General features: G+C 70.4%; 18 protein-coding genes. 4 read left to right on the top strand and 14 right to left on the bottom strand.

Annotation, left to right across the window (positions count from 1 at the left end):
- The first annotated feature begins 478 nt into the window (after nucleotides 1-478).
- Nucleotides 479-1,549, top strand: a complete 1,071-nt coding sequence (locus ACWEN6_RS38140; RefSeq protein ID WP_452576837.1) for a LacI family DNA-binding transcriptional regulator — start codon at nucleotides 479-481, stop codon at nucleotides 1,547-1,549.
- Here ACWEN6_RS38140 and ACWEN6_RS38135 read toward each other — a convergent pair.
- From ACWEN6_RS38135 to ACWEN6_RS38125, 3 genes are all read right to left on the bottom strand, one after another.
- Nucleotides 1,539-2,381 (bottom strand): carbohydrate ABC transporter permease, encoded by an 843-nt coding sequence (locus ACWEN6_RS38135; protein ID WP_452576836.1) that lies wholly within the window; start codon nucleotides 2,379-2,381, stop codon nucleotides 1,539-1,541. The genes ACWEN6_RS38140 and ACWEN6_RS38135 overlap by 11 nt on opposite strands.
- 10 nt (nucleotides 2,382-2,391) lie before the next feature.
- Nucleotides 2,392-3,351 carry a carbohydrate ABC transporter permease gene (locus ACWEN6_RS38130; protein ID WP_354842954.1) on the bottom strand — a complete coding sequence of 320 codons (960 nt, stop codon included), beginning with the start codon at nucleotides 3,349-3,351 and terminating at the stop codon, nucleotides 2,392-2,394.
- 76 nt (nucleotides 3,352-3,427) lie between these two features.
- A complete protein-coding gene (locus ACWEN6_RS38125) occupies nucleotides 3,428-4,708 on the bottom strand; it encodes an ABC transporter substrate-binding protein (RefSeq protein ID WP_452576835.1) in 1,281 nt (426 codons plus the stop codon).
- Nucleotides 4,709-5,122: 414 nt separating this feature from the next.
- Here ACWEN6_RS38125 and ACWEN6_RS38120 point away from each other — a divergent pair, with 414 nt between their 5' ends.
- On the top strand, nucleotides 5,123-6,163 hold the full coding sequence (locus tag ACWEN6_RS38120) for a LacI family DNA-binding transcriptional regulator (RefSeq protein ID WP_452576834.1): 1,041 nt from the start codon (nucleotides 5,123-5,125) through the stop codon (nucleotides 6,161-6,163).
- A 50-nt stretch (nucleotides 6,164-6,213) separates the two neighbouring features.
- Here ACWEN6_RS38120 and ACWEN6_RS38115 read toward each other — a convergent pair whose 3' ends face one another.
- Genes ACWEN6_RS38115 through ACWEN6_RS38095 form a run of 5 tightly spaced genes read right to left on the bottom strand, consistent with a single transcriptional unit; the run spans nucleotide 6,214 to nucleotide 10,588 of the window.
- Complete coding sequence (locus ACWEN6_RS38115; RefSeq protein WP_452576833.1) at nucleotides 6,214-6,930, bottom strand: hypothetical protein; 717 nt, start codon at nucleotides 6,928-6,930, stop codon at nucleotides 6,214-6,216.
- Nucleotides 6,927-8,567: an ABC transporter substrate-binding protein gene (locus ACWEN6_RS38110; RefSeq protein WP_452576832.1), complete on the bottom strand. Its 1,641-nt coding sequence runs from the start codon at nucleotides 8,565-8,567 to the stop codon at nucleotides 6,927-6,929. The genes ACWEN6_RS38115 and ACWEN6_RS38110 overlap by 4 nt, the downstream gene beginning before the upstream one ends.
- A 37-nt stretch (nucleotides 8,568-8,604) precedes the next feature.
- Complete coding sequence (locus ACWEN6_RS38105) at nucleotides 8,605-9,483, bottom strand: carbohydrate ABC transporter permease (protein WP_452576831.1); 879 nt, start codon at nucleotides 9,481-9,483, stop codon at nucleotides 8,605-8,607.
- On the bottom strand, nucleotides 9,477-10,457 hold the full coding sequence (locus tag ACWEN6_RS38100) for an ABC transporter permease (RefSeq protein ID WP_452576830.1): 981 nt from the start codon (nucleotides 10,455-10,457) through the stop codon (nucleotides 9,477-9,479). The genes ACWEN6_RS38105 and ACWEN6_RS38100 overlap by 7 nt, the downstream gene beginning before the upstream one ends.
- Nucleotides 10,457-10,588 (bottom strand): hypothetical protein, encoded by a 132-nt coding sequence (locus tag ACWEN6_RS38095; protein ID WP_354842974.1) that lies wholly within the window; start codon nucleotides 10,586-10,588, stop codon nucleotides 10,457-10,459. The genes ACWEN6_RS38100 and ACWEN6_RS38095 overlap by 1 nt, the downstream gene beginning before the upstream one ends.
- A gap of 345 nt (nucleotides 10,589-10,933) precedes the next feature.
- Here ACWEN6_RS38095 and ACWEN6_RS38090 point away from each other — a divergent pair, with 345 nt between their 5' ends.
- Nucleotides 10,934-11,944 carry a LacI family DNA-binding transcriptional regulator gene (locus ACWEN6_RS38090; protein ID WP_354842976.1) on the top strand — a complete coding sequence of 337 codons (1,011 nt, stop codon included), beginning with the start codon at nucleotides 10,934-10,936 and terminating at the stop codon, nucleotides 11,942-11,944.
- Nucleotides 11,945-11,997: 53 nt separating this feature from the next.
- Here ACWEN6_RS38090 and ACWEN6_RS38085 read toward each other — a convergent pair whose 3' ends face one another.
- From ACWEN6_RS38085 to ACWEN6_RS38070, 4 genes are all read right to left on the bottom strand, one after another.
- Nucleotides 11,998-12,906 (bottom strand): DUF6807 domain-containing protein, encoded by a 909-nt coding sequence (locus tag ACWEN6_RS38085; RefSeq protein WP_452576829.1) that lies wholly within the window; start codon nucleotides 12,904-12,906, stop codon nucleotides 11,998-12,000.
- Nucleotides 12,899-14,032 carry a Gfo/Idh/MocA family protein gene (locus ACWEN6_RS38080; RefSeq protein WP_452576828.1) on the bottom strand — a complete coding sequence of 378 codons (1,134 nt, stop codon included), beginning with the start codon at nucleotides 14,030-14,032 and terminating at the stop codon, nucleotides 12,899-12,901. The genes ACWEN6_RS38085 and ACWEN6_RS38080 overlap by 8 nt, the downstream gene beginning before the upstream one ends.
- Before the next feature lie 162 nt (nucleotides 14,033-14,194).
- The gene (locus tag ACWEN6_RS38075; protein ID WP_452576827.1) at nucleotides 14,195-15,328 is read right to left on the bottom strand and encodes a LacI family DNA-binding transcriptional regulator; all 1,134 of its coding nucleotides are present in this window, start codon (nucleotides 15,326-15,328) and stop codon (nucleotides 14,195-14,197) included.
- A 195-nt stretch (nucleotides 15,329-15,523) separates the two neighbouring features.
- On the bottom strand, nucleotides 15,524-17,773 hold the full coding sequence (locus ACWEN6_RS38070) for an alpha-glucuronidase (protein ID WP_452576826.1): 2,250 nt from the start codon (nucleotides 17,771-17,773) through the stop codon (nucleotides 15,524-15,526).
- 413 nt (nucleotides 17,774-18,186) lie between these two features.
- Here ACWEN6_RS38070 and ACWEN6_RS38065 point away from each other — a divergent pair, with 413 nt between their 5' ends.
- The gene (locus ACWEN6_RS38065) at nucleotides 18,187-20,268 is read left to right on the top strand and encodes a beta-galactosidase (protein WP_452576825.1); all 2,082 of its coding nucleotides are present in this window, start codon (nucleotides 18,187-18,189) and stop codon (nucleotides 20,266-20,268) included.
- 19 nt (nucleotides 20,269-20,287) lie between these two features.
- Here ACWEN6_RS38065 and ACWEN6_RS38060 read toward each other — a convergent pair whose 3' ends face one another.
- The gene (locus ACWEN6_RS38060) at nucleotides 20,288-21,397 is read right to left on the bottom strand and encodes an aldo/keto reductase (RefSeq protein WP_452576824.1); all 1,110 of its coding nucleotides are present in this window, start codon (nucleotides 21,395-21,397) and stop codon (nucleotides 20,288-20,290) included.
- Between the two features lie 223 nt (nucleotides 21,398-21,620).
- A complete protein-coding gene (locus ACWEN6_RS38055; RefSeq protein WP_452576823.1) occupies nucleotides 21,621-22,226 on the bottom strand; it encodes a TetR/AcrR family transcriptional regulator in 606 nt (201 codons plus the stop codon).
- Between the last annotated feature and the right edge of the window lie 140 nt (nucleotides 22,227-22,366).

Here is a 22,366-nt window from a genome sequence, read left to right as displayed (position 1 = left end):
CGTGGTCACGAGCTGTTGTTAGCGCTAACATCCTCGTTCGGTCCTCACGGCGACTCCGAGCGTGGAAGGCGCTGTGCGCGGAGCCAATCCGACGCCGCGAGGTACGTCAACGATCCGCGCTCGCACCCGTGCGGCGTTCGGGCCCGGCACCAGGCCCCGACCTGCGGTTGAGGCCGCGTACACGGCCAAGGCCGTCGGCGCGCGGTCTGTAAGTTTCACTCTCGCGGGCATTAACGTACGGATTCCCCGCCCGGGACCGGTGCCGGATTCGCGCGCGACGCCGCGATCGAGAATGTGCGGGCGTGGTCTGCTGTCGGTGACGGCCATCACCCGACAGCGGCCTGCGTGCCCGAGGACGGCAGAAAGCCTCGCCGCCATTTCGAAACGTATTCACGCCGTGTCCGGTGAGCGCGTTTCATGGAGCAGCCGTAAGGGCGGAAATTGGCTGGTGCAAGTTGTTCGCTCTTAAACTACTGGCATGACCGCTTTGGAAGAGTCATCCGCGTTCGGCGCCGAACCGCTGACCATCGCGGAGCTCGCCCAGCTCGCCGGGGTGTCCACGGCGACGGTCTCCAAAGTGGTGAACGGCCGCTCCGCCGTCGCGCCGGAGACCCGCGCCCTGATCGAGGGCCTCATCCGCGAGCACGGCTACCGCAGGCAGCGGCGCCGGATCAACCCGGCCGCCCAGGTGGAGCTGCTGTTCCACGAACTGGCCGGCGACTATCCCACCCAGATCATCAAGGGGGTCGGGCGGGTGGCCCGCCAGCACCGCCTGGCCGTGACGGTCTCGGAGCTGCGCAGCGGCCACGGCAGCGGCGGCGACTGGGTCGAGGACGTGCTCGGCCGCCGCCCGACCGGCGTCATCGCGGTCTTCTCCAGCCTCACCGACCTGCAGCACGACCGGCTCGCCACCCGGGGCATCCCCCTGGTCCTGCTCGATCCCCTGGGTGACCCGGCCCAGCCGGTCCCCTCGGTAGGCGCCGGCAACTGGACCGGCGGGCTCGCGGCCACCCACCACCTGCTCGAGCTCGGCCACCGGCGGATCGCCGTCATCTCCGGTCCCGCCCATGCGCTGTCCAGCCGCGCGCGGCTCGACGGCTACCGCGCGGCCCTGGACACGGCCGGCGTGCCGGCGGACCCCGACCTGATCTGCCAGGGCGACTTCCAGATCCAGGACGGCGTGACCAACACCCACCGGCTGCTGCGCCTGGCCGACCCGCCCACCGCCGTCTTCGCCTGCAACGACGGCCAGGCCATGGGCGTCTACCGCGCGGCCTACGAGCTGGGGTTGCGCATCCCGGACGACCTGAGCGTCGTGGGATTCGACGACATGCCCCAGACGCGGTGGACGGTCCCGCCGCTGACCACGGTCCACCAGCCGCTCACCGAGATGGCCGCCGCCGCCACCGACATGCTGCTGACGCTCGCCAGAGGCGAGCCTCTGGCGCGTGACCGCATCGAGTTCGCCACCGACCTGGTCGTCCGCGACAGCACCGCTCCTCCCCGGCGCCAGGGCCCGGTGGGGCGGCGCCAGGGGGTCAGCCCTTGAAGGCGCCGTCCATGATCCCGGCCACCATGCGCCGACCGACGAAGACGAACAGGACGACCAGCGGGAGGGTGGCGAGGAAGGAGCCGGACATCGCGAGCCCGAGGTCGATGCTGAAGTTCGTCTGCAGCGCCTTGATCGCGATCTGCACGGTGTACATCTCCGGCGACTTCAGCACGACGAACGGCCACAGGAAGTCGTTCCAGGCGTAGACGAACCCGATCAGGCCGAGAACGAACGCGGCCGGGCGCACCAGCGGGAACGCGATGCGCCAGAAGATCTGCCAGGTGGTCGCCCCGTCGATGCGGGCCGCCTGGAGGATCTCGTCGCTGATGGCGTTGGCCATGTGCTGGCGCATCCAGAAGATCCCGAACGCGTTGGCCAGGCCCGGAACGATCAGCGCCTGCAGGGTGTCCACCCAGCCCAGCGAGGAGATGATCATGTACTGCGGGACGATGGCGAGCTGGGTGGGCACGGTCATCGTCAGCACGACGAGCAGGAACAGCAGGTCGCGGCCGCGGAAGCGCAGTTTGGCGAACGCGAAGCCCGCCAGCGCGCAGAACAACGCCTGACCGATGGCGATCGTCCCGGCCACGACCAGGCTGTTGATGATCGACCGGACGAACGGCACGGTCGAGAAGACCAGGCCCGCGAGGTGGAAGAAGTTGCCGCCCGGGACGACTCTGGGGGGCAGCTCCGTGGCCGCCGCGGTGTCGGTGGTGGCGACGACGAACATCCAGTAGAGCGGGAACACGCAGGCGAACGCGGCCAGGATCAGCAGGGCGTAGACCCACCATCGCAGGCGGTCGCCGGACCGCGGTGTCGTCCTACTCATGATGGCTCCCTCATGCCCTCTCCGGGCGGGTCCGGGTGGACAGGAAGTAGTTGAGGCCGGCGAGCGCCACGACCATCACGAACAGCGCCACGCCGATGGCCGCCGCGTACCCGAACTTGAACTGGGTGAAGCCCTGCTCGAACAGGAAGAGGGTCAGCGTCTGGCACTGGCGGATCGGCCCGCAGGTGCTCGGCGCGCTCCGGGAGATGAGCAGGGGCTCGGTGAAGGTCTGCAGCCCGTAGATGGTCGAGGTCACGATGGTGAACACGATGACCGGCCGCAACGCCGGGATGGAGATGTGCAGGAACTGCCGCAGGGTGCCGGCGCCGTCGACGGCGGCCGCCTCGTAGATCGTCCGGGGGACGGCCTGCAGGGAGGCGAGGTAGAGCAGCGCCGTGTAGCCGAACCACCGCCAGGTGATCATCACCGCGATCAGCACGTGGCTGCCCGCCACCGACTGGATGAAGTCGATGTGCCCGATGCCCACCAGGCCGAGCAGCCAGTTCAGCAGCCCGTAGTCGCGGTCGAACATCTGGGCGAAGACGATCGCGGTGGCGGCCACCGAGGTGATGTACGGCACGAGCATCGACATGCGGAAGAGCGTCGCGAAGCGCAGCCGGACGTGGTTGAGCAGGTGCGCCAGCACGAGTGCCACCAGCAGTTGCGGCACGGTCGACAGCACCCAGATGCTGACGGTGTTGCGCGCCGCGTTCCAGAACCGCACGTCCTGGAACAGCCGCGTGAAGTTGTCCAGGCCGACGAACACGTGCTCGCCGATCGGGTTCCAGTCGAACAACGCCACGTAGAAGGTGAACAGCAGCGGGATGAGGCCGAAGATCGCGAAGAGCACGAAGAACGGGGCGATGTAGGCGTAGGGGGCCACCAACTCGGTGAGGCCGCCCCGGGAGGTCTTGGTCACCGGCGCAGGTGGGGGCGGCGCCGCCTTGGCAGGGCTGATGCTCGTCGTCACGGGTGTGGTCGCTTCCCCGCCGCCGGTGCCGGGCGTCCGGGACGCCCGGCGCCGGCGGCGCTCGTGGCAGGGGGTCCTAGCCGCCGATCGCGTTCTTGATGTTGGTGACCGCCGCGTCCCACGCCTTCGCGGGATCGCCCTTGCCCTGCTCGACGTTCTGCAGGGCGTTGCCGAACTCCGTGCCGATCGTCGTGCTGTCCGGCCCGATGAGGAAGGGCTTGAGGCCGAGCAGCGAGTCGGTGTAGATCTTGCCGAGGGGCGCGCCGGAGAAGAACGGGTCCTTCACCGAGGTGAGCTTGGGGTCCTTGTAGACCGACGGCGTCGCGGGCAGCGACCTGGCCTGGGCGAAGTGGTCGAGCTGGCCCTGCGGAGACTGCGTGGTGGAGATGTAGTCCCAGGCGGCCTTCGGGTTCTTGGCACCCTTGGGGATGGCGAGGAAGCTGCCGCCCCAGTTGCCCGACCCGCCGGGGATCGTGGCGACGTCCCAGTCGCCCTTGGTGTCGGGGGCGTTGTCGCGGATGGCGCCGAGCATCCAGACCGGTGCGGCGATGGCGGCGAAGTCCCCCTTCTTCATCGCGGCGCTCCAGCCGTCGGTGAAGGTGCTCTGCTTGGCGGTGATCCCGGCGGCCATTGCCTTGAGCGCCTCGTCGAAGGCGGTCTTGACCTGCGGGCTCCGCTCGTACACCAGATTGCCCGAGGGGTCGTAGTACTTCTCCTGCCCCTGGTTGACCACCTGCGCGAAGACGCTCGTGGCGGCGTTGTCGACGAACGCCTTGCCGGTCGCGGCGGTGTACTTCTTGCCGGTCTCGATGAAGGCGTCCCAGGTGGGCCAGAGCTTGCCCACCTCCTCGCGGCCGGTCGGCAGCCCGGCCTTCTTGAACAGGTCGGCGCGGTAGGCGATGGCCATGCCGCCGACGTCGGTCGGGATGCCGATGATCGAGCCGTCCTTGGCCGTGGGCTGGCTGATCACCCAGTCGAGGTAGTCGCCCTTGACCTTGTCGGCGCCCAACGTGCGCAGGTCGACGAAGTTCTGCGGCTGCTGGACGAACTTGGGCAGGTCGTCGCCCTGGATCAGCACCAGGTCGGGCACCTTGCCGCCGGCGAGCGCCGTCGTGAGCGCCTGCGCCGTCTCCTGCGCGTTCCCCACCTCGGTCAGCTTGATCTGGATGTCCGGCCTCTTCGCCTTGTACTCGGCGGCGGACCCCTTCGCGTTGATCCCGGTGAACGACCAGAACTCGAACGTCTTGGCGTCCGCCGCTCCTCCGGAGGCCGTCCCGGTCGATGAGCCTGAACAACCTGCCATGGCGAGAGTGGTGGCCGCGGCGATCGCGGCCACGGAGACGATGCGGGACTTCACGGCGACCTCTTTCACATGCTGTGGTCAGGGGGTTGGGGTCGTCAGAACCGGTACGAGGGCTGTGGTGCGGTCAGGTCCGGTACAGGGGACGCGAGATCGCGGCCAAGGGGGTGCGGTGCATTTCTGCGCTCCTCACATTTCGGCCGCGAGACCGACCGAAACCAGGCCAGAGCTACACCGATCTATGCCGAGTTCCGCGTCGGCAGGCCTGTTCAGGCCCGCGACTGTGGCACCGGCCTGACTTCGGAGCTCGGCCCGAAAAACGGCGGAAGGGTGGGCCGAAAACTGCCGAGCGCCATGCCGATCGTTAGTTCGGGACCCTAGGCCCGGGTCAAGGCGAGCGTCAATAATGTTCAGGCAACACCTCTGAAACAATCGGCTTGTAGCCGCAAGTTTCGGAACTACACTGCGGCCATGAGCGCGATGACAGAGCCCGCCTCTCCCGCAGATCCGCCCCATGCGCTCACCCTCGCGCAGATAGCCGAACTGGCGGGCGTGTCCACGGCCACGGTGTCGAAGGTCCTCAACGGCAGGACCGAGGTGGCCCCCGCGACCCGCACCCTGGTGGAGGGGCTGATCCACCGGCACGGCTACCGGCGGCAGAAGAAGCGGCCGAAGGCGGCGGCCCTGATCGAGGTGGCCTTCCACGAGATGGACGGCCCGTGCGCCATCGAGATCATCAAAGGCGTCCAGCGCGTGGCGCGCGAGCACCACCTGGCCGTGGTGCTCTCGGAGATGCGCGAGCGGCCCACACCGCCCCGCGGCTGGGTCGAGGAGGTGCTCAGCCGCAGGTCATGCGGGGTGATCGCCATCTTCTGCGAGCTCACCGACGCCCAGCGCGCGCAGTTGCGCACGCGCGACATCCCCGTGGTGCTCGTCGATCCGGCCGGGGCTCCCAACCGCGTGCCGTCGGTCGGCGCCGGGAACTGGTCCGGCGGCCTCGCGGCCACGCGTCATCTCCTCGACCTCGGGCACCGGCGCATCGCCATCATCACCGGGGCGCCCCATGTCCTGTCGAGCCGGGCCCGGCTGGACGGATACCGGGCGGCGATGGACGCGGCCGGGGTGCCCGTCGATCCCGCCCTGGTCGTGGCGGGCGACTTCGACGTGGCCGAGGGCCTGGCCCACGCCCGCGCCCTGCTCGCCCTCCCCGACCCCCCCACCGCGGTCTTCGCCGGCAACGACGCCACGGCCGTGGGCGTCTACCAGGCGGCCGACCAGGCCGGCGTGCGCATCCCGCACGACCTCAGCGTGGTCGGCTTCGACGACCTGCCCATGGCGCAGTGGCTCGTCCCGCCGCTCACCACGATCCGCCAGCCCCTCACCGACATGGCCGCCGCCGCGACCGGCATGCTGGTCGCCCTCATGGACGGCGGCCGGCCGCCGCAGACCCGGCTGGAGTTCACCACCCAGTTGGTCACCCGCCGTAGCACCGCCCCGCCGGCGACCGGGTAAGGCTGCGAAACATTTTCGGGGAAACGGCGGTGTCCGTGCCCGGAGCGCACTCAGATCGCCGCCGCGGGTGGGCCGGCGGTGGGCGCGGTGAAGTCCCGCTCGACGTCCGCGACGACCGGGCGCGTGTTCCACAGCAGCGCCGCCGCCAGTACGGAGGCCAGCAGCGCCGTCACCGCCTCGGTGGCCACCAGTGTCACCCCGCCCGCCACGACCAGCAGGCAGGCGTTGGCGAGGGTCACCGCGGGGCGGCGCGAGAGGAAGTACGCCGCGAGCCGGGCGACGTCCGCCGCCCGGAACGCGAACAGCGAGGTGATGACCAGCGCCCCGGCGGCCCACAGGGTGGCCGCCACCGCCACCACGACCAGCAGCGCCGCCCACCACCCGGGCACGCCCGCCGCGCCGAGGTTCGCCAGGGTCGTGGCGACGATGGCCATCCAGACCAGATAAGGGATCCACAGCTTCAGCACGCCACCGAGGTTGGCCCGGTACCCCCGCCAGAACGCCGCCGCGGGCCGCAGATCGGCCAGGTCCCGGCCGCGGCGGTGCAGGGCGTACAGGGCGGCGGAGAGCGCGGGACCGACGGGCAGGGCGCAGGCGACCGCCAGCGGCAGGTTGCCGGCCGACCGGTCGAGCAGGACGAGCCCGGCCAGGCCGGGCAGGGCGGCGGCCAGGAACGACAGTTCGACGACCAGCAGGGTGTACACCAGCGCCGAGACCCTCGACACAGGGCCCTCGCCGAACCGTCGCCCGGCCGCCGCCTCGCTCACCCGTGGTCCTTCTTGAACCGCTCGTAGGCGGTGGTGACCAGGGTCATGTAGGTGGTCATGTTCTTGCCCTCAAGCTCCTTGACGTAGGCGTCCCACTCGCCCAGGTCGCGCTCGCCGAGGATGAACTTCAGGGTGTTCTGGGTGACGTGGTCCTTCAGCGGCGTCTCCCATAGGGAGGCCTGCTCGCGCTCCTCGTCGGTGAACGGGTGCGGCGGCTCGACCGGCCAGGGCTTGCGGGTGTTCATCACGTTCTGGAAGGCCATCTCCTCCTCGGAGAAGGTGGAGTTCAGCAGCTTGGTGGTGCCGCCGTAGGCGAAGACGCCGTTGGAGAAGCCGAAGTCCTTCTGCAGGTGCTTGGGCGCGCCGGGGTTGAGGCCGACGAAGTCGACGTCCTTGGCGAGCTTGTAGGCGCCGGAGGAGTCCTTGGTGAACGTCGTGCCCTCGACGCCCCACTTGGCGAACTCCTGGCCCTGCTCGGAGTACCACAGCCAGTCGATGAACTGCATCATGGCGACGAAGTTCGGGTTCTGCAGGGCCTTCTTGGAGATCATCACGCCGTTCTCCAGCCGGCTGCCGATCTTGTACTCCCCGACCGGGCCGATGGGCACCGGAATCTTGGCGATCTTGGCGCCCTCGACGGTCTTGTACAGCGTCGGGCGGTAGTCGTTGATCAGCGACTGCGCGTTGGTGCTGATGACGAACGACTTGCCGGAGTTGAACTTCTGCTCGGCCTGCTCGTCCTGCTGGGTGAAGCTCTCGGGGTCGAGCAGCTTCTCGTCCACCAGCTTGCGCAGGTACTCGATCATCTGCTTGTACTGCGGCATGGCGCCGGTGTAGACGAACTTCCCGGCGCTCGCGTCCCAGGTCGCGTGCTGGTACTCCCACCCGCCCTTGGTGCCGTACGCCTGGGCGATGAGCTTGAGCAGGTTGCCGCCCGGGGTCGGGACGCTCCACCGGTCGGTCATCGGGTACAGGTCGGGGTACTCCTTCTTCATCGCCTTGAGCATGGCGTAGAAGTCATCCAGGGTCTTGGGGACCTCCAGCTTCAGCTTGTCCAGGATGTCGGTCCGGACGGCGAAGGTGTACTCGGCCCAGATCTCCTCGTGCATCCCGGGCAGCAGGTAGAAGCGGCCGTCGGACTGCCGCAGGGTGTCCAGCTCGGGCTCCATCTTCCACTTGGCGACCAGGTCCTTGAAGTTCGGCATCAGGTCCAGGTAGTCGCTGACCGGCAGGACGGCGCCGGAGGCGACGAACGCCTCCTCCTGCGGGTGGTAGGTCTTGGGGATGATCAGCGGGGCCTGGCCGGAGCCCACCAGCAGGCCGCGCTTCTTCTCGTAGTCGCTCAGCGGCACCGCGACGGGCTTGATCGTCACGTTGGTCCGCTTGGTGAGCTCCTGCCAGAACAGCCAGTCGTTCTTGAGCGGGTAGAACGGGTGGTTGTTGTAGAGCACGTCGAACGAGACCGGCTGCGTGGCCTTGAACTGCTGGCCCACGCCGTAGCTCGCCATCGCGCCCGCCTTGTTCGCGGACTGGCCGGCGGCGCCCTTCTTCGGAGCCTCTTCCTCACTGCAACCGGCGAGCACGAGAGTGAACGCGCCCAGACCGATGATCGCCTGACGTCGTGAGATGTCGCGCATTTGGGGGGTTCCTTTGCCGTGGGGACTGGACCGGGGGCTAGCCCTTGACCGCGCCGAGCAGCACTCCGGAGACGAAGTACCTCTGGACGAAGGGGTAGACCGCGAGGATGGGAAGCACGGTGAGCATGATCGTCACCGACTGGATGTTGGAGGCGGCCTGCGTCATCTCCGACAGCCCCGCGCCGGTGGACTCGGCGCCGGTGGCCCCCGCGATGAGGTTGCGCAGGTAGATGGTCACCGGGAACAGTTCCTGCTCGTTCAGGTACAGGAACGCCGTGAACCAGGAGTTCCAGAACGAGACGGTGTAGAACAGCACCATCGTGGCGACGACCGCCTTGGACAGCGGCAGCACCACCCGCCACAGGACGCCGTAGGTGTTCAGCCCGTCGATCGCGGCGGCCTCTTCCAGCTCGCCCGGCAGGCCCTCGAAGAACGACTTCATGACCAGCAGGTTGAAGACGCTGATGGCGTTGGGCAGCGCGATCGCCCAGATGGAGTTCGTCAGGCCGAGATTGTTGACCAGCACGTACTGCGGGATCAGGCCGCCGGAGAAGATCATGGTGAAGACGGCCGCCCAGATGAGGACCTTGCGGCCCCTGAGGTGCGGCTTGGACAGCACGTACGCGTAGGACGTGGTCAGCACCATCGCGATCGCCGTGGCGACGATCGTGTAGATCACGGTGTTGCCGTAGTTCCTCCAGAACATCGGGTCGGCGATGACGATGCGGTACGTCGTCAGGTTGAACCCGCGCGGGAGGAGGTTCACCTCTCCGGTGATGATGTAGCGCTCCGCGCTGAACGAGCGGGCGACGATGTTGAGGAAGGGGTACAGCGTCACGATCACGACGCCGGTCAGGATGACGGCGTTGACCACCTGGAACACGCGGTAGCCGCGGCTCTTCGCGATGGTCACCACAGGCCCGCTCCCACCGTGCGACGGGAGATCAGGTTCGCCGAGGTGATCAGCACCACTCCGACCAGCGCCTCGAACAGGCCGATCGCGGCGGCGTAGCTCAGATTGCTGGACTCCACGCCCATCCGGTACAGGTAGGTGGAGATGACGTCCGCGGTCGGATAGGTCAGCGGGTTGTACAGCAGCAGGACCTTCTCGAAGCCCGTGGTCATGAACGTGCCCATGTTGAGGATCAGCAGCGTGACCGCCGTCGGGCGGATGCCGGGCAGGGTGACGTGCCAGGTCTGCCGCCACCGGCCGGCGCCGTCGATGCGCGCCGCGTCGTAGAGCTGCTCGTCGATGGTCGTCAGCGCGGCCAGGTAGAGGATGGTCCCCCAGCCGACGGTCTGCCAGACCTCCGAGGAGACGAAGATCGTGCGGAACCAGTCGGGCTTCTGCATGAACGCGGTGGGCTCCCCGCCGAGCGCTTTCACGATCTGGTTCACCGGCCCGTCGATGGCCAGCGTCTGCATGACGATGCCGGCCACGATGACCATCGACAGGAAGTGCGGCAGGTAGGACACCGACTGCAGGAACCGCTTGACGCGGCGGCTGCGCACCTCGTTGAGCAGCAGCGCCAGCACGATCGGCAGCGGCCAGCAGAACAGCAGGGTCAGCCCGCCGAGGACGAGCGTGTTGGTGAACACGTTCCAGAACGTCGGGTCGCTGAGGAACATTTTCACGTACCGCAGGCCCACCCAGGACTCGCCGAAGACGCTGCCGCCCGGCTCGAACCGCCGGAAGGCGATCACGTTGCCGATCATGGGGCCGTACCGGAAGACCAGGAAGAACAGCAGCGGCAGCACCGCCAGCGAGTACAGCTGCCAGTCGCGGCGGATCGCATGCCGCCAGGTGCCCGGCCGCGCGTGCCGGCGGCCGGGGTCCGGGCGCGCCGGACGGGTCTCCGGCGGGTCGTCGAGTGTGCTCGTCGTGCTCATTACGCGCCCTCCGAGGCGGCGCCCGTCGTCGCCGGCGGGAGCGGCGCCTTCGCCCGCTCGGCGGGAGACGGCCGGGTGTCCCGCCACCGCTCGGTCGCGGGGCTGGTGTCGTCCGGTGCGTGGCCCCTCATGTCACCCCTTCGGCCGAAAATTTCAACGAAGGTCTTTCAATATTTCGGCAACGTAAGGGGGAGCAAGGAAACATGTCAAGGGGGTCATCAACTGCTATTTCCTCGCCCGATCGGCCGCTGCCCATGGACTCGTTTCCATGGGTTGGACCTGGTTCTGCGGCGGTTTTCCTGAAACTTTCGAAGACCGGGCGGCCATCGGCGCGCCCACGACGTCCAGGGGCCGGACCCGATATGGAGTGATCGATCACCCTGCTTGCCGCCGTATGGTAGTGATCGATCACTATGGTGTCAACGGTGGTCCGTCCGCCACCGGCTAGGCTGTTCGGCGGAGCGAAGGAGGGTCCCGTGGGCCAGGCTGAGACGCCGCGCATCACCATCCACGAGGTGGCCCGGCGAGCCGGCGTCTCCCACCAGACCGTCTCCCGGTACTTCCGCCACAACGAGGGGTTGAAGCCCGAGACCCGCAAGAAGATCGACCTGGTCGTCGCCGAGCTCAACTACCGGCCGAACCTGCTGGCGCGCTCCATGCGCACCCGCCGCACCAACCGGCTGGCGATCACCCTGCCCGCCTCCACCTACCTGTGGCCGGCGCGCCTGCTCAGCGCCGCCTCGGCGGCCGCGCACGCCGAGGGCTTCCAGCTGGAGGTCGTCAGCGTCGAGGGCGATCCCCGCGCCCGGGCCGAGCGCACGCTGGAGCTCGCGGGCTCGGGACAGGTCGAGGGCATCCTGTCCCTGACGCCGCTGGAGATCGCCCCCGCGGCGTCGCCGGTGCCCATCGTCGCCACCGGGGCCTACGACGACGACCTGCGCGGCGTCAACGAGCTCGCGGACGCGTCCCCGGTGCGCGAGATCATCGAGCATCTCGCGTCGCTGGGCCACAGGGTCTTCTTCCACATCGCGGGCGCGCAGAACTTCACCTCGGCGCGCAACCGCAAGCTGGTCTACGAGGAGACCATCCAGCGCCGCGGGCTCACCTCCTACGGCGTCGCCATCGGCAACTGGACCGCCCAGTCGGGCCACGACGCGGTCCGCCGCCTTCCCGAGGCGAGCGGCGTGACCGCCATCATCGCCGCGAACGACCACGTCGCCATGGGCGCCGTACGCGCCGCCCTCTCGCGCGGCTGGCGGGTTCCCGAGGACGTCAGCGTGTTCGGCTGGGACGACGAGGAGATGGGGCGCTTCGCCACTCCCTCGCTGTCCACGGTGGCCGTCGATCGCGAGGTCCAGGGACGGGAGGCCATGGCCAAGCTCATCGCGGAGGTCCGCGGCGAGCCCGCCCCGCCGCCGTCGGTACGGTCGATCAACCGCATCATCCTCCGCGAGACGGTGGGCCCGCCGCCGTCCGCCCGTCGATGACCGGCGGGAAGGGCGGCGGACGAGAGGCGGGAAGGGCGGCGGGACGAGCGGGGTCACAGCGCGAACTCCGCGCCGAGGTCGTCGAGTTCGGCGCGCTCGCAGAGGCGGTCGATGAAGACATAGCGGTGCGCGAGCTCCAGGACCTCCCCGTCGGCCAGCGTGAACTCCTCGTCGAAGGCGGGAGATGGGCTGATCACGGCGAACGGCTCCCGGCGCACGAACCACTTGATCGGCACCGGCGCGCTTGACCGCCCGGCCACGGCGAGCACGGTGCCGCCTCCGTCGATCTCGTCGTGCCGGCCGGCCAGGGCCAGCCACGCGGCCTCCGCGCCCATCATCTCCTCCCCGCCCCGCCCGCCGGCGCCGATGATCGTGCCCTGCGTCCACGACCGGGGACCGCGCCAGAAGAACCCCGCGTAACCGGCCGCCGGCCGGCCGTGGGTGGTGGGGCTGCCGAACTCCAGGGCCGCGCCGCGGACGTTGCGCAGCCGCGTCGTGAAGTCCAGCGCCCAGATGCCGCGGGCGGCGTCCACGCCGTGGAACACCTGGCGGCGCCGCTCGGCGATCCACCGCTCGCCCGCCGCCGTGACCCAGTGCAGGGTCTCCTCGACCGTGACCCGCCGGCCGTCGCCGGAGACCTCGGTGAAGTCGGCATGATCGATGTGACCGAGGTTGTCCTGCCACTGGTAGCCGCTCTCCGCCGAGAAGCTCGGGCCGCCCCAGAAGTTCTGCCCGGACAGATGGGCCCAGGTCATCTGCAGTCCCTTGTGCCAGCGGTGGTCCCATGGTCGGTGGACCGACATGGGCGCGCCGGTGAGGCTGCGGATGGGATGCAGGTAGGGCTTGGGCGCCTCGGCGCCGGGCGCGTCCGGGTGGTAGACGTAGTGCGCGATCCGCACGTCTCCGGCGGTGACGATCAGGGATTTGTCCGCGTCGCGGACGGTGAGGGCGGGCTCAGGCACGGCTGGTCTCCTCATGGTGCAGGCGGTCGGTGGCGTTCGACGGGTCGCCGCCGTTGAGCGAGTGGTAGAAGGGGTTGCCCTCGTCGAGCTCGGCCCGGGTGACCGGGCGTCCGGTCAGGGCCGACTGGTACATCCCGGTGATCAGCTCAAGGACGCGCCTGCCGTCGGCGCCGGCGGCCGGAGGGCGTTCGCCGGCCGCCATGGCGGCCAGCAGGGCGGCGAGCTGGGCGCGGTGCGAGCTGGGCGTGTTCTCGGCCGGCGCCCAGCCGGCGATCCTGCCCGTGTCGGTGACGTGCGGCGCGGGCGTCCACCGCCAGTGGGAGTCGTCGTAGCCGTAGAGGTGCTCCACCTCGACGGTGGCGTCGGTGAAGTCCAGGCGCAGGTAGCTCGTCTCGCGGGGAGACAGCAGGCTGTTGACGATCGAGCCGATGGCGCCGGAGGCGAAGCGGACGATCGCGAACGACACGTCTTCGGTCTGCACCCGCCGATCGAGTGTGGCCGCCACGGCGTGCACCTCGTGCCAGTCGCCGAGCAGGTGGAGCAGCAGGTCCATCTGGTGGATGCCGTGGCCCATGGTGGGCCCGCCGCCCTCGGTCTCCCACCTGCCGCGCCACGGCACCTCGAAGTAGTCGTGCCCGCGGTACCAGAGCGTGTTGCACACCGCGACCAGCGGCCGGCCGAGCTCGCCGTCGGCGATGTGCCGGCGCAGCCGCCGCGCGGCGCCGCCGAAGCGGTGCTGGAAGACGTAGGCGGCGTACGGCCCGCCGTCCCGCTCGCGGGAGGTGATCTCGTCGTACTCCGCCAGCGACAGCGTCGGCGGTTTCTCACACCACACCCACGCGCCGGCGTCCAGGCTCGCCAGCACGGCCTCGCGGTGCGCGACCGGCGGCGTCGCGACGACTACGAGATCGGGGCTCTCGCGGGCCAGCATGTCCGCCAGGACGGTGTACCGGCCCGGGACGCCGTGGGCTTCGGCCAGCTCGTCCGCCCGGCCGGAGTCGACGTCGCACACGGCGACGACCTGTACGGCGTCGCCCGCCGCGGCGAGGGCGGGCAGGTGGGCGACGCGGGCGATGCCGCCCGCGCCGACGACGGCGACGCGAACCGGGGACGACGACTCCGACACGGATGCTCCCTCAGGAGACGGTAAAGTGATCGATCACTTTTTCGGTTCAACATAGTTACGAGCGCTTTGAAGTGTCAACGCCGATCTGAACGTTTCATCCCGGCGACGGCCCGAAACCGGCGCGTCGACCTGATCGGCCGGCCGGAGGCGGCGCTCCGGCGCCTACCCCGCCGAGGCGTGCGGCACGTCACCGGCCAGGGGCATCCCATGACCGGTGAGGCCGGCCACGGACGCCTCCGGCCGCAGGTCGGCGGGCCGGACTTCGGAGGTGCGCGGCGCCGACAGCAGGGGAACGGTGGTCGACTCGCGGATGACCAGGTCGCAGGGGTACAGATGGCGGCCGGGCGAGGGATTGCCGTTGATGCCGGCGAGCAGGATGTGGGCCGCCGAGCGACCGAGCCCCGTGAGGTTCATGTCGATGCTGGTCAGCGGCGGCTGGGAGTACTCGGCCATGATGTCCCAGTTGTCGAACCCCAGGATCGCCACGTCCTCGGGCACGCGGCGCCCCGCGGCGCGCAACGCGTCGGCGGCTCCGCGGCCGATCTGGTCGTTGCCGCAGAACACCGCGTCGAACTCGATGCGGCTGGACAGCAGGATGCCGACGGCCTGGCGCCCCCAGGTCTCGGTCCAGGCGCCGAACATCGGGGGCGTCACCAGTTCCAGGCCCTCCTCCGCCAGCCGGTCGGCCGCCGCGGCGCTGCGCAGCCGGGAGGAGTTGTGCTGCTCCGGGCCGGCGATGTGCGCGATGCGCGTGCGGCCGATGGCCAGCAGGTGCTCGATGCCCTTGCGGACGCCCCCGGCCTCGTCGGGCTCGACGGTGCAGTCACGCGGATCGGTGGAGCCGATGTAGGCGTACACGACGGGCACGGGGAGGTTCGCGCCGATGGGCGCCCGCGGCCGGGTGCGCCGCCCGGTGACGATGATCCCGTCGACGCGGCGGCTCAGCAGGGTCTTGAGGTAGTACTGCTCGCGGATGGGGTCGTCGCGCCCGTCGCACAGAAAGACCGACATCTGCCCGGCGCCCAGCGCGTCCTCGGCGCCCATCAGAACCGGGAGGCTGATGCGTCCCATGCGGTCGGTGGTGATCATGCCGACGGTGTAGGTGCGGCCGGAGGCGACGCCGCGGCCGGCCGGGCCGACCAGCACGTTCAACTGCCGGGCGGCCTCCTTGACCCGCGTGCGGGTCTCCTCCCGCAGCGACCCGCGCCCGTTGAGCGCCTTGGAGGCGGTGCCCACCGACACCCCGGCCAGTGCGGCGACGTCGGCGACCGTGGCACGACGCTCCCGTCCACCCACAGCACTTCCTCCCTTGTCCGCTTCGCGAACCTCGGATCTCACACGACCGGAAGCCTTTATTGAACGCCCCGTAAACATGCTATATAGCCTTTCGGCGGGGTCTACGGGAAGACGGTCGCGGCTATTCACCGGACCTCACGCCGGTGACCCGCGTTTTCGGCGCCGTCGCGAGGTTTCCTCGCCAGGCCTTCGGTGTCAGTGGATGCGGCGCCCCCGGGCGTCCGGCACTCCCGACTTGCGGAAGAAATAGGCGTTGATCTGGTCGCGCCACTCCTCCGCGCACCGGAGCTGCTCGTCGAACAGCTCCCGCACCCGGGCGTGCAGGCCGGCGGGCACCGACCCGGCGCCGGCCAGACCGGCCCACAGCGACCGGGCCTCGGCGGCCTGTTCCACCCCGGCGAAGTGGGTGTCGTAGATGTGCTGGATGACGGTGGACCCGTCCTGCAGCACATGCCCGTAGGGCACATGGTGGAAGAACAACAGCAGCTCGTCCGGGCACCGCTCGGCCGACTCGTACACCTGCGACCAGGGCTGCGGATACTGGCCGGTGAAGCCGGTGCCGGTGGCACGGGTGCGGTCCACGCCGACGCCGTCGCGGTCGGCGAAGTGGTAGGTGCCCCACGGCGTGTACTCGTACCCGTCCACGTCGGGGCCGTAGTGATGCCCGGGACGCACCATGAACCCGACGCCGAGCGGCGCGGCGTACCGCTCGTAGGTGCGCCACGAGCCGTCCATGATCGCGTGCAGCGTGCGCCGCAGCCGCGCGGCCTTGCCACTCTCGCTCGCGTCGCCTCTCTCGCCCGCGTCGCTGGTCTCGCCGATCTCGCCGGTCTTCGATGACGCGAAGGTCAGGTCGATCCACTCGTCGAGGATGGCGACCGGGTCCGCCCGGGGCGCCCACGCGAGCCGGCCGAAGGCGTACAGGTTGGCCTGCGCGAGCGGGTGGCCGGTCCAGAAGTGGTCGTCGCCCACGTTGGACACCCCGACGAGGCCGCCGCCCTCCCGCGCCGCGTCGTCCGCCGTCGCGCCGGCGACGATGTGCGCCACGGCGGGGCCCGCGGTCCCCCAGGGACGGAAGGCCAGCACCTCGCTCCACATGGGGGCGAGGTAGCACACGTGCCGCTGCTGGCCGGTGTACTCCTGGGTCACCTGGACTTCCACGGCCAGGCGGGTGCGCGGCATGGCAGCGAGGAGGGGAGAGACCGGCTCCCGCGGCTGGAAGTCCATCGGGCCGTGCTTCACCTGGAGGATCACGTTGTCGCGGAACAGTCCGTCGAGCGGGGCGAAGTGGTCACACGCCGCGCGGGCCCGGTCGGTCGACCGGTCGCGCCAGTCCTGCCGGTGGTCGTACACGAAGGCGCGCCAGTGGACCACCCCGCCGAACGGCGCCAGGGCGTCGGCGAGCGTGTTCGCGCCGTCGGCGTGGCTGCGCCCGTAGGCGAACGGGCCCGGCTGTCCCTCCGAGTCGGCCTTGACCACGAATCCCCCCAGGTCGGGGATCGCCTGGTAGGCCCGTTCCGCGGCCCGCGCCCACCACGCACGCACGTCGTGGTCCAGCGGGTCGGCGGTCGGCAGCCCGGCCAGGACGACGGGCGAGGCGAACCCGACCGACAGGTGCACCCGGACGCCGTAGGGCCGCAACCGGTCGGCGATCGCGGCGACGTCGCCGAGCCGGTCGGTCAGCAGGCGGGCCTCGGCGGCGTGCACGTTGACGTTGTTCACCGTGACGGCGTTCACCCCGCACGCGGCCAGCAGCCGCGCGTAGGCCCCGACCCGGGCGAGGTCGCCGGTCAGGGCGCCGTCCCGCCAGAAGATCGATCCGCCCGCGTACCCGCGCTCGACCTGGCCCATCACCGGATGCACCGCGACGTTGTCCCAGTGGTCGAGCATGCGCCGCCGCGTCGCGGGCCGGTGAAGCTCCCGCGGCCGGGCGGCGCCGAAGGCCCGCTCACCGAGTCGCACGAGGTGGAACAGGCCGTAGAGCAGCCCGGCCGGCTCGTCGGCGAGCACGACCGTGACGCCGTCGTGGCGGGCGGTGACGAACCCCTCCTCCCCGATCGGGCGGTCGTCGCCCCCGTGGTCAGGCCACTCCGTCCGCAGTTTCCGCACGGCGTCCGGCACGGGCTCGGCCCCGATGAGCGCGAGGACCAGATCGAAGGACCCCTCCTCCGCGCCGCCCGGAACGTCCGCGTCGCCCCCGGCGTCGGCGCACGGGGATCGGTCGCCCGTCGTGCCGGGCGCCGAGTGCCGCACACCGCCGCCGTACCGGGCGCAGGCCCGCGCCACCTCGTCGTGCACGGTCTCGGCGAGCGGGCCGCCGCCGCACACGAGGGTGCGGCGCGAGCCGATCGGCCGGAACGCCTCCGGCGGCAGCCACGCCGGGTGGACCGGGGGCGGATCGTCATGAGCGGCCGGGCGGACTTCGAAACTTTCGGGATGATCCATCGACACCGCGGAAACCTAAGCGCTCGGTAGCTCCCGGTCAAGGGCGTTGTCAGACGGCGATGACCGGCATCGCTCCCCCCATGGGAGTTGCCGCCGACGCCTCCGGCCCGCGGGCGACGCGGGCGAGGGTACTCCGAAAGTTTCGGCAGCGACGCTCCTCGGCGGCGGCCGTACACGGTGAGCGGCAGGTTCATCCGGTCGTTGTTGACGCTCCACGTGGCCCTGCCTAGCATCCAGGCAGCGAAGCGGTGCCTCACTTGCGGCCCACCGCGGTTGTGGCGAACATTCCCCCTGTCAGGCCCGCCACATCACCGTTCCCGGGATCCCACCACGGCAGCACGGAGCCTTTCATGTCCCGCATGCAGGAAGAATCCCATCCCCCTCATGGCGGTCGCCGCGGCGGGAGCGCTCAGGTGAGCGACGCCCGCATGCGCGCCTTCAGCCGGCGCGTCGGCGGAATGGCGTTCGGCGGCGACTACAACCCCGAGCAGTGGGACCCTTCCGTCTGGCGGGAGGACGTCCGGCTCATGCGCGAGGCCGGGGTGAACCTCGTCTCGCTCGGCGTGTTCGCGTGGGCCTCGCTGGAACCCGAGCCCGGCAAGTACGAGTTCGGCTGGATGGACGAGGTCATGGACCTGCTCCACCAGGCCGGCATCGGCGTCGACCTCGCCACCCCCACCGCCGCGCCGCCCGTCTGGCTGACCCGCGAGCACCCGGAGGTCTTCCCGGTCATGGCCGACGGCGAGTCGTTCGGCTTCGGGAACCGCCTGCACTACGACCCCTCCTCACCGATCTACCGCGAGCACGCGGCCGCCATCACCACCCGGCTCGCCCGGCGCTACTCCTTCCACCCGGCCCTCGCCATGTGGCACATCGGCAACGAGTACGGCCCCACGGCCTACAACGAGGCGGCCTCGGTCAACTTCCGGCGGTGGCTCCGGCAGCGCTACGGCGACCTCGGCACGCTCAACGACGCCTGGACCACCCGCTTTTGGGGGCAGGTCTACACCGACTGGGACCAGATCGAGGTCCCGAGCATCCCCCGGACCTGGATGAACCCGAGCCGCATCCTCGACTTCAAGCGCTTCACCTCTGACGCGCTGCTCGAGTGCTACATCGCCGAACGCAACATCGTCCGCTCCTTCCGCGCCGACATCCCGGTCGTGACCAACTTCATGTCCTTCTACCGGCACGCCGACTACTGGAGGTGGGCACGCGAGGAGGACGCGGCGGCCCTGGACATCTACCCCGATCCCGCCCGGCCCGACTCGCACGTGTCGGCGGCCTTCCAGTTCGACCTGTTCCGCTCCCTCAAGGGCGGCCGGCCCTGGGTGCTGATGGAGCAGGCCGCGAGCGCGGTCAGCCAGTGGCGGCTGAACGTGGTCAAGGAGCCGGGGCGGATGCGGCTCGGGTCGCTCCAGGCGGTGTCGCGCGGCGCCGACGCGGTGATGTTCTTCCAGTGGCGCGCCGGCCGGGGCGGGCAGGAACGCTTCCACTCGGCGATGCTGCCCCACTCGGGGCCGGGCTCGCGCACCTTCCGCGAGGTCACCGGTCTCGGCGGCGAGATCAAGCTGCTCGCGCCGGTGGCGGGCGCCGCCACCCGCGCCGACATCGCCGTCCTGTTCGACTGGAACGGCTGGTGGGGCCTTGAGGAGGTCGGCGGGCTGCCGCGCAACGACTTCAGCTACGCCGACACCGTGATGCGCCACTACACGCCCCTGTGGGAGCACCACCATGCCGTCGACGTGGTGCCACCCGGCGGCGACCTCGGCGCGTACAAGGTGCTGGTCGTGCCCAACGCCTACCTCATCGACGACCAGGGCGTCCAGGCCGTCACCGCCTTCGCCCGCTCCGGCGGCACCGTCGTGATGTCCTTGTTCTCCGGCGTCGTGGACGAGTCCAACCGCGTGCGCTCGAACGGCTATCCGGGCGCGTTCCGCGACCTCATCGGCGCCAAGATCGACGAGTACTGGCCGGCGCGTCCCGGCGAGGAGTTCGCCGTCCGCTTCGCCGACGGCCGCACGACGACCGCGACGTGGTGGCGCGAGGACCTCTATCTGGAGACCGGGACGGCGCTGGCGACCTACACCGACGGGCTGCTCAAGGGCCGGGCCGCGGTCGTCGCGAACGCCTACGGCGCCGGGCGGGTGGTCTACGTCGCGACCCTGCTGGAACAGGACGCCTTCGCGGGCGTGCTGCTCGCGGAGGTGGAGGCGGCGGGCGTGGAGAGCCGCTTCCGCGACGTCCCGGCCCATGTCGAGTGCGCGGTGCGCGAGGACGAGCGGCACGAGTACCTGTTCCTGCTCAACCACGGCGCGGACGCCGCCACCGTCCCGCTCCCCCGTCCCGGAACCGATCTGCTGACCGGAGCCCCGGTCGCCGGCGATGTCGCACTCGCGCCGCTCGGCGTGGCGGTGATCCAGTGCCGGCGGCCGTCCGCGCTGACGGGGGCCGGGGCGGACGCCTCCCGGCGCCCGTCCGGCCCGGCCCGGTGATCGAAGCGCACCTGGAGGATCAACCGGTCGCGTCGGCCGTCCAGTTCCGCACCACGGGGGCGTAATCGGCCGGCTTGTCGGCGACCTTGACGCCGGGACTGATCAGCCAGCTCTGGTAGCCGGGCGTGAACATCTGGTAGACCGACGGCAGGGCCACCGAGCTCGCCTCGTCCAGCTCGGCGCGGAGCTCGGCCGGCAGTTCGAAGTCGAGCGCGGCCAGGTTGGCGTCGAGCTGGCCCGCGCTGCTCACCCCGACGATCGCCGAGGCGATGCCGGGCTGGGTGGCGACCCAGTTGACCGCCACCTGGGCCATCGTCACCCCGAGCTTGCCGGCCACCCTCTCGAGCGTCGCCAGCAGCCGCCATTCCCGATCGGTGTAGGAGCGTCCGGACGAGCCCGCCTCACCCAGCCTGCCCTCTCCGGCCAATCCCTGGTCGGCCTGGCGGTACTTGCCGGTGAGGAAGCCGCCGCCGAGCGGGCTCCACGCGGTGAGCCCCAGTCCGAGCTCGCGCCCCATCGGGACGTGCTCCGATTCGATCGTCCGGTCGATGAGCGAGTAGGGCAGTTGGAGGCTGACCATCGGCACGAGGGAGTGCGCCTCGGCGTGGCTCTGGGCCCGCGCGGCGTACCAGGCCGGCACGTCCGACAGGCCCGCGTAACGGATCTTCCCCGCCCTGGTGAGGTCGTCGAAGGTCCGCACGACCTCTTCGACGGGGGTGATCCGGTCCCAGGTGTGCAGCAGGAACAGGTCGATGTAGTCGGTGCGCAGCCGGCGCAGCGACGCCTCGACCGCGCGGATCATGTGCTTGCGGCCGTTGCCGCCCGCGTTCGGGTCACCGGGGTCGACGCTGTTGGTGAACTTGGTGGTGAGCACGACCCTGTCGCGCACCTTGGCCTCGGCCATGAGGTCGCCGAGGATGGTCTCGCTCTGGCCGGCGGTGTAGAAGTCGGCGGTGTCGACGAAGTTCCCGCCCGCTTCGAGGTAGCGGCGGAAGATGGTGCGCGCCTCCTCCTCGGTCTTGCCGTAGGCGGCGTGGAAGCCGGCGGTGCCGAAGTTCATCGTGCCGAGTGCCAGCCGGCTGACGCGGAGCCCGGAGCGTCCGAGCAGGTAGTAGTGGTTCATGGACATGAGAGCTGTCACTCCGTTCGGGTGCGGGCTCGCGGGTGCCGGCTGTTTCCGGCTCGCGGTACGCGGCCCCTTTTCCGGCTCGTGCGAGCGGCCGGGATTCCTGGCGTGCCTCCCGGTGCGGGACCGATACGGTCCACAGCTTGCGCACCTGAAAATGGACTGTCAAGTCCAAAAATGCAGGTCAGAGCGCCGCCGGCGTTCCGTCAGGTCGGCCCGCGGCCCGTCAGGCCGGCCCGCGGTCGCCGGCGCCGAGGTGGGCGATGCCGATGTCCAGGGCGGCCTCCAGGTGCGCGGTCGAACCGGTGGACATCTGGATCAGGACGCCCCCCTGGACGCCCGCGAGCAGGGCCGCCGCCGCGCGGTCGGCGTCCAGGGCCCGGTCGATCTCGCCGGCCCGCTGCATGTGGCGCACGCCGGCGGCGATCTCGGCCTGCCAGCTGCGCATGAGCTCCGTGACCACGGCCTGGGCCCCGGGCGTGACGCCGCCGAGCTGCGACATGACGGCGTTGAGCGGGCACAGCGTGCCCTGGGCGCGGTAGCGCTCGACCACCTTGTCGCGCCACCGCCACCAGGCGGGCCAGGACGACAGGTCACCCAGCTGGGGTTGCTGGTCCTCCAGCACGCGGTCGGCCTCGAGGCGGGCCACGGCCAGCAGCAGCTCCTCCCGGCCGCCCGGGAAGTAGTGGAACAACTGGCTCTTGCTCGTCGTGGTCCTGGCGAGCACGTCGTCGAGGGTGGTCGCTACCACCCCGTGCTCGCGGATCTGCGCGGCCGCGCCCTGGAGTATCCGCTCCCGCGTCGCGGCGCCCTTGCGGGTCAGCGCAGGCATGACACCTCTCTCAGACTGGATGTTCGGGTCCATACCATGCAATCACGAGACGCCCGCAGGTATGGCGCGGAGCCGCCCGGGCGGTGATGATCGGACCGGGGAGGGTGCGACGGCGTCCGATCGGAGGGGAACGTGCCGGG

The organism is Sphaerisporangium sp. NPDC004334 (assembly GCF_053602655.1).
This window is presented reverse-complemented; position numbering and strand designations above follow the sequence as displayed.

Coding starts and splice junctions, on each gene's coding strand:
- ACWEN6_RS38135 (WP_452576836.1), bottom strand. CDS start 2,381: ATGAGTAGGACGACACCGCGGTCCGGCGACCGCCTGCGATGGTGGGTC.
- ACWEN6_RS38095 (WP_354842974.1), bottom strand. CDS start 10,588: ATGAGGGGCCACGCACCGGACGACACCAGCCCCGCGACCGAGCGGTGG.
- ACWEN6_RS38110 (WP_452576832.1), bottom strand. CDS start 8,567: ATGCGCGACATCTCACGACGTCAGGCGATCATCGGTCTGGGCGCGTTC.
- ACWEN6_RS38100 (WP_452576830.1), bottom strand. CDS start 10,457: ATGAGCACGACGAGCACACTCGACGACCCGCCGGAGACCCGTCCGGCG.
- ACWEN6_RS38120 (WP_452576834.1), top strand. CDS start 5,123: ATGAGCGCGATGACAGAGCCCGCCTCTCCCGCAGATCCGCCCCATGCG.
- ACWEN6_RS38055 (WP_452576823.1), bottom strand. CDS start 22,226: ATGCCTGCGCTGACCCGCAAGGGCGCCGCGACGCGGGAGCGGATACTC.
- ACWEN6_RS38070 (WP_452576826.1), bottom strand. CDS start 17,773: ATGGATCATCCCGAAAGTTTCGAAGTCCGCCCGGCCGCTCATGACGAT.
- ACWEN6_RS38060 (WP_452576824.1), bottom strand. CDS start 21,397: ATGTCCATGAACCACTACTACCTGCTCGGACGCTCCGGGCTCCGCGTC.
- ACWEN6_RS38140 (WP_452576837.1), top strand. CDS start 479: ATGACCGCTTTGGAAGAGTCATCCGCGTTCGGCGCCGAACCGCTGACC.